Annotated in this window: 9 protein-coding genes; all 9 read left to right on the forward strand. The window is 75.7% G+C overall.

Annotated features, from left to right (window positions below; genetic code table 11):
• The first annotated feature begins 11 nt into the window (after positions 1 to 11).
• Positions 12 to 1,007, forward strand: a complete 996-nt coding sequence (locus B9S58_RS03560) for an iron ABC transporter permease (protein WP_103530694.1) — start codon at positions 12 to 14, stop codon at positions 1,005 to 1,007.
• A gap of 224 nt (positions 1,008 to 1,231) precedes the next feature.
• A complete protein-coding gene (locus B9S58_RS03565; RefSeq protein WP_258044176.1) occupies positions 1,232 to 2,005 on the forward strand; it encodes an ABC transporter ATP-binding protein in 774 nt (257 codons plus the stop codon).
• 74 nt (positions 2,006 to 2,079) lie between these two features.
• On the forward strand, positions 2,080 to 2,214 hold the full coding sequence (gene amiA, locus B9S58_RS38705; protein ID WP_258044174.1) for a streptamidine family RiPP: 135 nt from the start codon (positions 2,080 to 2,082) through the stop codon (positions 2,212 to 2,214).
• A 144-nt stretch (positions 2,215 to 2,358) separates the two neighbouring features.
• Complete coding sequence (locus tag B9S58_RS03570; RefSeq protein ID WP_103530691.1) at positions 2,359 to 3,312, forward strand: hypothetical protein; 954 nt, start codon at positions 2,359 to 2,361, stop codon at positions 3,310 to 3,312.
• The gene (locus B9S58_RS03575; RefSeq protein WP_103530692.1) at positions 3,309 to 5,063 is read left to right on the forward strand and encodes a CocE/NonD family hydrolase; all 1,755 of its coding nucleotides are present in this window, start codon (positions 3,309 to 3,311) and stop codon (positions 5,061 to 5,063) included. The genes B9S58_RS03570 and B9S58_RS03575 overlap by 4 nt, the downstream gene beginning before the upstream one ends.
• Positions 5,060 to 6,427: a YcaO-like family protein gene (locus tag B9S58_RS03580; RefSeq protein WP_103530696.1), complete on the forward strand. Its 1,368-nt coding sequence runs from the start codon at positions 5,060 to 5,062 to the stop codon at positions 6,425 to 6,427. Before B9S58_RS03575 ends, B9S58_RS03580 begins: the two co-directional genes overlap by 4 nt.
• 680 nt (positions 6,428 to 7,107) lie before the next feature.
• The gene (locus B9S58_RS03585; protein WP_308457888.1) at positions 7,108 to 8,307 is read left to right on the forward strand and encodes a nitroreductase; all 1,200 of its coding nucleotides are present in this window, start codon (positions 7,108 to 7,110) and stop codon (positions 8,305 to 8,307) included.
• Between the two features lie 122 nt (positions 8,308 to 8,429).
• On the forward strand, positions 8,430 to 10,169 hold the full coding sequence (locus B9S58_RS03590; RefSeq protein WP_103530693.1) for an ABC transporter ATP-binding protein/permease: 1,740 nt from the start codon (positions 8,430 to 8,432) through the stop codon (positions 10,167 to 10,169).
• Positions 10,166 to 10,893, forward strand: a 728-nt coding sequence (locus tag B9S58_RS03595) for an ABC transporter transmembrane domain-containing protein (protein ID WP_258044175.1), incomplete at its 3' end; no start/stop codon positions are given. The genes B9S58_RS03590 and B9S58_RS03595, both read left to right, overlap by 4 nt.

A 10,893-nucleotide genomic window follows, 5' to 3' on the forward strand; every position in this document is an offset into this window, starting at 1 on the left:
CGGGCGCCCGGCTGGGCGGCCTGGCGCTGCTCGCCGCCGCGGTGGCCTGCGCCGATCTGCTGGCCGGCCGGGGCGTCACCCCCGAAGGCGTACGGGCCGTGCTCCTCGGGATCGGCGACGACCCCATCGCCGAGCACATCGTGCTCCGACTGCGGTTGCCCCGGCTGCTGGTGGCGCTGGCCGCCGGCGCCTGCCTCGGGGTCGCCGGTCTCGTGCTCCAGTCGGCCCTGCGCAACCCGCTGGCCGGACCCGAGGTCACCGGCGTCACCCCCGGTGCGGTGCTCGGTGCGGTGACCGCGACCGGCCTCGGTCTCGCGGGCTGGGAATCCCCCACGGCCGTGGTCGTGGCGGCCTGCCTCGGCGGCTTCGCCGGTGCGGGGCTGCTGTGGCTGCTCACCGGGCGGGACCGGGGCGACCCGGAACAGACCGCCGTCTACGGGGTCCTCGTGTCGGCGGTGCTCGCCGGACTCACCGCCGTTGTTCTCCTGGTGGCCCCCGGCGAACTCGGCAGCGTCGTCCAGTGGTTGATCGGCTCCACCGAGGGCCGGGTCTGGCAGCACTGGAATCTGCTCTGGCCGTGGGCCGCCTTCTGGGGTGCGGCGGCCTGGCTGCTCGCCGGACCCCTGACCTTGTTGCGCTGCGGCGACGAGCAGGCCGCTGCCGCAGGTCTGGCCACCGGCCGGGGCCGGGGAGCGGCGCTCGTGTGCGCGGTGGCGCTGACGGCCGGCGCAGTCTCGGCGGTGGGTGCGCTCGGCTTCGTAGGGCTGCTGGTGCCCCATCTGGCGCTGGCCGTCTTCGGCGCCGACCTGCGCATCACGCTCCCGGGCGCCGCGCTGCTCGGCGCGGCGGTGGTGTGCGGGGCGGACGCCGCCGCACAACTGCTGTCCCGGCTGCTGGCCACCGCGTTCGACGCGGACCGGCTGACCCTTCCGGTCGGCGCCCTGACCACCTTCGTGGGGGCGGGACTGCTGATGGTCGTGGCGCGGCGACGGGCTGACGAGCGATGACAGGGCGAGGCGTGGACGCGGCGGGCCGACGTCAACGGAACAGGGGTACAGCGATGAGTGAGGGCGGCATGCCGGAAGGCCTGACAGGACAAGTGGACGTGAGCCCGGCGAAGGAGGCCGGCCCGGAATCGAACCCGGGTGTGACGTGCGGTTCGGAGCCCGGTTCGGAACCCGGCCCGGATGTGGTCCGGGCGGAAGGACTGGCCTTCGGCTACCCCGGACGCATGGTGCTGCGCGGGGTGGACCTGAGCATCCGCGCCGGCGAACTGGTCGCCCTGATCGGGCTCAACGGATGCGGCAAGAGCACCTTCCTCAAGCTCGCCGCCGGACTGCTCACCCCGAGCGGCGGGCGCGTCCTGCTCGAAGGTGACGACGTGGCGCGGCTGCCCCGCCGCACCGCCGCCCGACGCGTCGCCCTGCTCCACCAGTCGGCACCCGCGGTTCCTGGATTGACGGTGCGTCAACTGGTACGTCAGGGGCGCTACGCCGCTCGGGGGCCGCTCGGGATGCTGCGGGAGGGCGATGACGAGGTGACGTCCCGGGCGCTCGCGGACGTCGGCGTCACCGCCTGGGCCGACCGGCCGGTGGACGCGCTGTCCGGGGGTGAACGCCAACGGGTCCGGCTGGCCATGGCGCTGGCCCAGGACGCCCGTGTGCTCTTCCTCGACGAGCCGACCACGTATCTCGATCTGCGGCACCAGCTGGAGGTGCTCCAGACGGTCGTACGACTGCGCGCGGAGCTCCGGCTGACGGTGGTGATGGTGCTGCACGACCTGAACCACGCCGCGCGGTTCGCCGACCGGATCGTCGCGCTGCGCGAGGGCCGCGTCGCCGCCGACGGGTCGCCGGCCGAGGTCGTCACCCGGCAGCTGCTGGCCGAAGTCCTCGGCGTGGACGGCCGGGTGGGGATCGACAGCGAGGGTGGCTGGCCCGTCTGTTACCCAGATCACCCTCTCGATCCACTCCAGCTATTGCGGAATGAAAATCATATTCATTAATGTCGGTGCTGCGGAGGTCGCGTGATCGCCGCGAAGCACACCCACCCGATCCGACCGAATGGAGACATCAACTCATGCAGAACAACGAGGTGTTCAGCCCGATCGCCGACCAGGGGCAGCTCGCCCATCTGTCCGCCACCCACTCGAACGCCCTCGTCGAGAACCCCTTCGACGACGCGGTCGAGGCCGACACCGCGGCCGAGAAGTGAGCGAAGCCTGCCGCTGACGGCAGGTTCCCCGTGCGGGGACGGGCCCGCCCGGTGACACCCCGGGCGGGCCCGCCCCGTTCGGCCCCCGACATCCCGTCCCTGCATCCCATGTCCCGCATATTGCGTTCCGCACCGGAGGATTCCGTGACCCGCAGTCGACTCGCTCCCGGCACCGGGATCGTCACCGTCCCCGGTGCCCGCCCCGTGCTCCGGACCTCCGGAGGGGAGTTCCTGCGCATCGACACCGGCGGTGTGGACGGCGAAGCCCTGGTGCGTCGGCTGGCGGGTGAGGGGACGCCGGGCGAAGGCCCGCCCACCGCCGAACTCACCCGGATCGTCGAGGCGTTCGAGGCCGGCGGCCACGCGGTGTCCGCCCCGCCCCGGGCCCCGCTCGCCGGCCACACCATCCATGTCCTCGGCGACCCCGTGATCACCGGTCCGCTGGCGCGCTGCGCCGGGGCGGAAGGGGCCGAGGTCCACCTGTCCACCCCGGACCGGGTGGCGGAACTCGCCCGGGCGAACCCGGACCACCGCACCGAAGGGCGGGTCGCCGTGGTGTGGTGCCTCGACTCACCCGTACCCGAAGGGCTCTGGGACATGGCGGACCAGCTGCCCGGACGACGTGTCGCCTGGCTGCGCTGCCACCGCGAGGGCGCGCACAGCTGGACCGAACCCCTTGCCGCGGCCCCGGGTGACGTCACCTCCCGGCACGTCCGTCTCCGCAGGCTCGCGGCCACCGCCGCCCATCGCGAACTGGCCGCGTACTGGGCCGGACACCGCACCCCCGACTCCGGACCGCATCCCACCGAGGCCTCCGCCGCCTTGATCGCCGTGCTCCTCACCGCCGATCTGATCGCCTGGGCCTGGGCCGGAGCCGGAGCCGAAGTCGGGTCCGATGCTGCGGCCGCAGCCGCAGCCGCAGTCGGGCCGGGCGGGGCCGCCGGTCTCCCGGCGCGCCGTCGGCTGCGCCGGATCGACCTGCGCGCCCTCGCCGTCACCGAGCACCCTGTGCTCCCCGTCCCGGACGTCGCGCCTCTGCCCGCCCCGACACGGCGCGGGACGCGCGCCGGGACCGACACCGTGAAGGCACGCCCGTGAACACCCGTACCGTGTACGTCCTCACGCCCGACGGCGCGGCGCTCGCCACCGACGTATGCCTCCCGGACGGGGCTCGTCCCCGTCCCGCCGTCGTGATCAGAACCCCCTACGGGCGCGACGCCCACCGCGCCGAGCTGCGCGGCTGGGCGGCGCACGGCTTCGCCGCTCTCGCCCAGGACGTACGCGGACGCCACGGCTCACCGGGGGAGTGGCACCCCTACCGGGGCCACGAGAGGACGGACGGCGCGGCCACCGTCGCCTGGGTGCGCGCACAGGTGTGGAGCAACGGAGAGGTCGTCGCCGCAGGCGCCTCCTACGCCGCGCACTGCGCCCTCGTCACCGCGCTCGCCGCCCCGGATGAGGCCCCCCGCGACCGGGCCCTCGATGACGCCTTCCGAGACGGGATCCCCGACGCCGTCATCGCCGCCGTCCCCGCGCTCGGGCTCTCCGAGACGGCGCGCGAGCCGGGGGGTCCGGAGCGGCTGTGGGCCCGGACCGGCTGGTGGGCGTCCCACGGCGACCGTCGCGACTCCGACCCTGACGCCCTGGCCCGCGCGCTGGCGGACGACCCCCGGCTCCTCGAACACCTCCCGATCGTCCGCCTGGCGGAGCGGCTGGCCGAGGGCCTGGGGCGTGAACTGCCGTCCTGGCCCGGGCTCTGGACCGACCGGGGGCGAGGCCGGCTCGTCGAGCTCGGCGCCACCGCCCGCCTTCCGCTGCTCGCCGTCGGCGGCACCCGTGACCCCTTCGCCGAGGACACCGTGGCCCTGTGGCACGGCTGGGGCGGCCCGGCCCGTCTGCTGCTCGGCCCCTGGGGCCACCGCCTCACCGCGGACCCGGCCGCACCGGCCCGAGCGCGCGTCAACCTCGGCGCGCTGTACGTGCGGTGGGCCCGCGCCGCGCTCGCCGACCGCCTGGAGCCGACACGGCACGGGGTCATCGCCCTCGGCGACAGCGGCCGCTGGCACAGCACGTGGGTGCGGAGGGCACCCCGGGCCGCGATCAATGCCGCCGCCACCCGGCCGGAGGGGGTGGAGGGGTTGGAGGGGGCGGGTTCCGAGCGGCGTCCGGCCGTGAACGCCGGAACCGCTCCGGACCTCTCACCGGGCAACCATCGAGACCGGCGCACGGCCCCCGCTCGCGCCACGGCTCCCGTCCCACCCCCGGCCTTCGGACCGGCCCGCACCGTCGCCTGGCCCTTCGGCTCGCCCTCCGGTCTGCGGCTGCTCCACGGAGCCGAGTTCAGTGCGGACCCGGACCGCCCCGTGCGCTCCGACAACCTCGCCGTCCCGGTCGGCGGCGACCGTGCCGACCGTTGTCTGCTCCTTTCGCCGCCGCTGCCCCGCCCGCTCGACCTGGCGGGAGCAGCCGTCGCCCGGATCAATGTCACGGCCGACGCACCCTGCGCCGACTGGGCCGTACGCCTGACCGCACTCGACCCGTCCGGCCGTGCGGATCCCCTCGCCTTCGGCATCGTCCGGCGTACCGGCCCGCCCGGCGAAGCCGCGGACATCACCGTGCCGCTCGGCACGCTGGGCCGACGGCTGCCCGCCGGGACCCGGTTGCGTGCCGAGATCGCCGGACACCACTTCCCCGCCCACGCCCGCAACCCGCACACCGGCGAGGACCCGGTCACGGCCACCCGGCTCGCCCCGTCCCGCCGCACCGTGAACCCCCGGGGCAGCGCCCTCCACCTGCCCGTCGTCGCCCGACGCCGCTACGTCGAGCCCGTACCGGAGATATGCCGTTGACCAGCGCCCTGCCCATCGAGGCCCTCGTCGATCCTGTCAGCGGGATCATCCGCGACGTCGCGCCCGTCGAGCACCCCACCGGTGCGCCGCCCCGCTACACCGCGATGACCGCGGACGTCGCCGACGCCCGCCGCCTCGGCGCCTGGCCCGCCGACCGGGTCTCGCTCGGCACCACGTTCGGCGACCCCCGGGGCGCGTGGATCGCGGCCGTCGCCGAGGCCGTCGAGCGCTACTGCGGCAACCGCCTCCCGCCGCCCGGCCACCCCCAGGAGCCCCGGCGGGCCACCGCCGCCGAACTGACCGCCGAGGGCCACCACCTCTACGGGCCCGGCGCTCTGCCGACGTACGCCCCCTGGCAGTACGGCCGCCCGGGATTCCCGTACGGCGGGCTCACCCCCGACACACCGGCGCTGTGGACCCGGGCCGTCGAGGACGGGGAGCCCTGCTGGGCCCCCGTCGCGCTGACCCACCTCAACTGGCGTCAGGGAGACCTGCGTTCGCTGCCCCGCACCCACCACCTCAACTACGCGGGCATAGCCACCGGGCAGGGCCTCGACGACGCCGTCGAGCGCGGGCTCCTCGAAGTCGTCGAGCGCGACGCACTGGAGCTGTGGTGGCACCTGGACGGCCCTGCCCGGGGCATCGACCCGGCAAGCGTTCCCGGTCTCACGGAGGACCTCGCCGGGTGTGGGCTGGACGTGCACATCGTGGAGATGCCCTCCGAGTTCGCCCCCTGCGTGGCGGCCCTCGTGCACGATCCCGGGCGGGGCCTGTACGCGGCGGGGTTCGCCTGCCGGTACGACCCGGCGGAGGCGGCCCGCAAGGCCGTCCTGGAGGCTGTGCACACCTGGGTGTTCACCCAGGGTGCGGTGGACGCCGACGGCTGGGTGTACCGGGCGGTGGAAGCCGGGATGCTGGCTCGCGGCCTCTACCTCGACCACCGCGCCGACCGGCGCTATCTCGACGACTGCGGGCCCGAGTTCGCCGCGGTCCGGGATCTCGGCGCCCATGTCCAGGTCTGGCTGGACGACCGAATGGCCCCGCTCGCCCGCCGCTTCACCGAACCCGCCCTCGGTACGGTCCCGGTCACCGCGATCGCCCCGGGCAGCCGCACCGGGCTCGATGCGGCACTCGCCGCCGGAGGGCACCGGGTGATCACCGCGGACCTCACCACGGAGGACGTCGCCGAGACCACTCTGCGCGTCGCCCGCGTCCTGGTCTCCGGGCTGATCCCCAATTCCCCGGCGGCCTTCAGCTACTTCGGCTGCCCGCGTTTCGCGGTGGCGGCGCTCGACCGGGGCTGGCGCGCCCGACCACCCGCCGCCCCACAGGACTTCACCCTCGCCCCGCCGCCGCACATGTGAAGGAGCACACCGACATGCCCGAGGCCTCGGCCCGAGCCGCCGCGCCCCCGCCCGGGTGCCGGACCGCGCGGCCCGACGCGCCTGCTTCCGGGGCGAGCGCCGTGCTGCCCGCCGCGCTTGCCTCGGGGGTGAGTGCCGTGCCGCCAGGCGTCCCCGCCTCCGGGGCACACGCCGTGCCGTCCGACGCGTTCGCTTCCGGAGCGCGTGCCGTGACACCCGCTGCGCCCACTTCCGGAGGCGCACGCACCGCGCCGCCCGACGCACCTGCTTCTGCTTCCGGGGCGCACGCCGTGCCGCCTGACCCGTCTGCCTCCGTGACGCGCACCGTGCGGCCCACCGGGGCTGCCCCCGGGGCGCCCGAAGGGCCACCTGCCGCCCGCGTCGCCGGACCGGTTCCCGCGCCGCCGGACGCGGACTGTTCCACTTCCGCCCGTGTCCCGGGGTCGGCTTCCGGCGACGGCGTCTCGCTCGGTTCCCGTCCCGAACGACCCGCACCCGACTTCCTGCGCCGTGCGCTCGCGGACGCCCGGTCGCTGCGGGTTCCGGACCCTTCCCCGTACGTTCCGGAGCGCCCGAACCTTTGGAACGGCCCCGGGCTGCCGTTGTCCGGGACCGGGTCAGGGGCCAGGGCCGGGTCAGGGGCGGGGTCCGGACCCGGGTCCGCTATCGACCTGGACCGCGTGCTGCGGCTGTCCCTGGCCGCGCCCACCGGGACGCCGGGCCGGTTGCGCCCCGTTCCCTCGGCGGGGGCCCTCCAGCCGGTGCGCGCCCACCTGCTGCTCGGGCCGGGATGTTCGCTGCCGCCCGGACGCTACGCCTACGACCCGCGCACCCACCGCGCCCATCCGCGCGGCCCGGCCCCCGCCGACGTGCCCCCCGGCGCTCTCGTCGTCCTCACCGTGGACGCGTCCCGCACCGCCGCGCACTATGGCCACCGGGCCTGGCCGTTGCTGCTCCTGGACATGGGCCATGCCGCCGTCGCCCTGGCGCTGGCCGGGCCCCCGGCCGTGGACATCCGGGTCTCCCTCGACGCGGACGGCACCCTGCTGTCCGCCGCCGCCGGACTGCCCGGTGTCCCGGACTGGCAGCTCGTCTGGCCCGGCACCGAGCCGGAACTGCCCTTCGCCGCAGTCTGGTTGATGCCTTCGGGCGGGCCCGTGGACGCCGAAGGGCCACTGGGCGCCTGGGCCGCCCTGCCCCGTGCCGGAGCCCCGGCGTCGCACCCCGGCGCCGATACCACCCCGCCCCGCGAACTCGCGGCAGCACGGCATCTGTTGCACCACATCGCAGGAGCCCCCGAGCTGCCCGGCGGTACCTGGCACCCAGCCCCGCGCCAGGTACCGGTGACCGACGACGTCCTGGAAGCGCGTCGGAGCGCCCCGCCCGAGGACCTGAACCACCCGCCCGGAAAGGACCTGCTCGCCCGGATCCTGGCGACCGCGCGGACAGTTCGGCCGGCCGGACCCGCCTGGACCGCCGCGGTCGGCGGCGCCGCCCCGGCCCTGTGCGCACCGGATCCCGGTAGCCGGGGCCTCGCAGTCCGTGCCTCCGGCGACGCGCGTCCCACCCTCGCCGGCTGGGCCGCACACCAGCCGTGGATCGGCACCGCGGGCGCGGTGCTCCTCGCCCACGGCTGTCCCGAGGACGCCCCGCCGGCCGCTGTTCGCAGCAGCCACCTCATCGCCGGATACGCGGTCGGCGCGGCCCAGGCCCACGCCACCGCACTGGGCATGCGCTCACGCCCCATCGGTTCCTGGCAGCAGGCGGATCTGGGCGCGGCGCTCGGCGACACCCCCGGACGCGACTGGATCGTGCACGGCCTGGCCCTGGGCGGCCCCCGGCCTCCCGCGAGCACACCGGAGCCCGCCTCACCTCCGTGACCCGGAAGCCGCCTGCGTGACGGCTCCCGTGACAGGCACCCGGCACCCGGCACCCCGCACCCCGCACCCCGCACCCGACCCCCGTCGACCCCGACGGCCCCGTCCGGCGAGGAAGTACGCCCATGATGCTCCACCCCGAACTCCTGCGCGCCGCGAACACGGCGCGCCGACCGCTCGGCCTCGCCACCGCACTGCTCGCGGCGGTCACCGCCACCCACCTCGCCCAGGTCGTCCTGCTCGCCCTCGTGCTCTCCCGGATCGCCCGGGGAGAGACGGCCACCCTCGCCCCGCTGCTCATGGCCGTCATCGCCGTCGTCCTGGTCCGCGCCGTCCTCGGCCGCGCCCAGCGCCTGACCGCCGTCACGGCGGGAGCCGCCGTACGGGTCGGGCTCCGCGACACCCTGCTGGAGCGGCTCGGCGCGCTCGGCCCCACCGCGATCACCGGTGCGCGGGCCGGAGCCGTGCGCGCCACACTGGTGGACGGCGTGGAGGGCGTCGACGCCTACATCTCGCGCTATCTGCCCCAAGCCCTCATCTCCTGCGCCGTTCCACCGCTGCTGCTCGTCGCCGTCGCGCTCGTCGAGCCGTACGCGGCGCTCGCCCTCGGACCCGCCCTGCTGCTCGCCCTCTTCGGGCCGCGCTGGTGGGACCGGCTGCTCGCCCGGCGCGGCAAGGAGCACTGGGACTCCTACGAGGCTCTCGCCGCCGACTACCTGGAGGCCCTCCAGGGGATGCCGACGCTGCGCACCGCCGGTGCCGTGGGCCGCACAAGGGAACGGCTGGAGCGACGGTCGGCCGCCCTGCACCGGACCACCGTCGCCAAACTCCGCGTTTCGCTCGTCGACACCGGCCTCACCGACCTGGCCGTCCAGGGCGGCACCGTCGCCGCCGTTCTCGTGGCGTGCTCCTCGGCCGCCACCGGCCGAACCGCCGCCACCGGCACCTACCTCCTGCTCCTCCTCGCCTCCGAATGCTTCCGCCCCGTCCGCGACCTCTCCCGCGAGTGGCACGCGGGCTACCTCGGGGTGTCGGCTGCCGACGGCATCGCCGCCCTGCGCACCGCCGAAGCCGCCGTGCCGGACCGGGGTGCTGTGCCCGCCGCCTGGGAGAGCGCACCCGAAATTCGTTTCGAGGACGTGCACTTCACCCACCCGGGGAGCGGGCGGCCTGCCCTCGAAGGTGTCAGTTTCACCGCCGCCCCCGGGCGTACCACAGCCGTCGTCGGTCCGTCCGGGGCGGGGAAATCGACCCTGCTCAGCCTGCTGCTGCGGCAACGGGATCCGGACCGGGGCCGCCTCACCGTCGCCGGGACGGACACCGCCGCGTACACCCTCGCCTCGCTGCGCCGGGGCATCGCCGTGGTCTCGCAGGAGACCTACCTCTTCCACGCCACGATCGCGGAGAACCTGCGGATCGCCCGCCCGGCCGCCACGGACGAACAACTCCGCGCCGCCGCCCGCACCGCCGGGATCGACCAGGAGATCGCCCGGCTGCCGGACGGCTACGCAACCCTCGTCGGCGAACGCGGTGCCACGCTCTCCGGCGGACAGCGCCAACGGCTCGCCCTCGCCCGGGCGTTGCTGGCCGATGCCCCGGTCCTGATCCTGGACGAGGCGACCAGCGCGGTCGACGAACGCGGGCAGGCGCGCATCGTGCGGGAACTGACGGCCGCCGGCCGCGGCCGTACCTGCGTCGTCGTCGCCCACCGGCTCGACGCCGTGCGCCACGCCGACCACATCGTCGTCCTCGACGCGGGCCGTGTCGCCGCCGCGGGCGACCACACCACCCTGCTCGCGGGCGGCGGCGTCTACGCCTCGCTCGTCGCGGCCGGGCGCACCGCACAGGAGGAGTGCGCCGCATGACCCCGACCTCCACCCCAACCGATCCTGCCCGTCCACCCGTACCCGGCCGCTCCGCCACCGCCACCGACGACTCGGGAACCGGCGCCCTGCGCTCACTCCTCCCGGTGCTCGGCGCGCACCGCACCACCGTGCTGCGAACCTGCCTGGCCGCCCTCGTCGACCAGGCGGCCCTGGTCGCCCTGGTCACCCTCGCCGCGCACACGGTGGGCACGGCCGTCACGGAGTACCGCCCGCCCACCCCCGGGACCGTCGCCGTCCTCGCCGGGCTCGTCCTGTTCCGGGCCCTCGCCACCTGGCGGGAGATGGACCTCTCGCACGACCTCGCCTACCGGGTCCTCGCCGAACTCCGCGTCCGGGTCTTCGACGGACTGGCCCGCAGCGCCCCCGCCCGGATCGCCGGCCGGCGCAGCGGCGACCTCGCGGCCACCGCCCTCGGGGACGTCGAGGCACTGGAGTTCTTCTACGCCCACGCCATCGCCCAACTCATCGCTTCTGGCGTGGTGTTCGCGGTGTCCGCTACCGTTCTGGCGACCCTCGGGCCCTGGCTGCTGCTCGCCGTCGTGCCCGCCGCGCTGCTTCTGATCTGGTCGCCGCTGTTCGAAGCGCGCGGGCGGGCCGAGCGCGGGGCGCGGACCCGGAGTGCGCTCGCCGAGGTGTCGTCCGAGACCGTGGAGAGCGTCGACGGGCTGCGCGAGCTCCTGATGGCGGGGGCGCTGAACCGCAG

The sequence above is a fragment of the Streptomyces sp. SM11 genome, from assembly GCF_002910905.1.
Lineage (GTDB): Bacteria > Actinomycetota > Actinomycetes > Streptomycetales > Streptomycetaceae > Streptomyces.

What these genes read in the sequence shown, in the direction of transcription:
- B9S58_RS03590 (WP_103530693.1), top strand. Translation starts at nt 8,430, where the DNA reads ATGATGCTCCACCCCGAACTCCTGCGCGCCGCGAACACGGCGCGCCGA.
- amiA (WP_258044174.1), top strand. Translation starts at nt 2,080, where the DNA reads ATGCAGAACAACGAGGTGTTCAGCCCGATCGCCGACCAGGGGCAGCTC.
- B9S58_RS03565 (WP_258044176.1), top strand. Translation starts at nt 1,232, where the DNA reads ATGGTGCTGCGCGGGGTGGACCTGAGCATCCGCGCCGGCGAACTGGTC.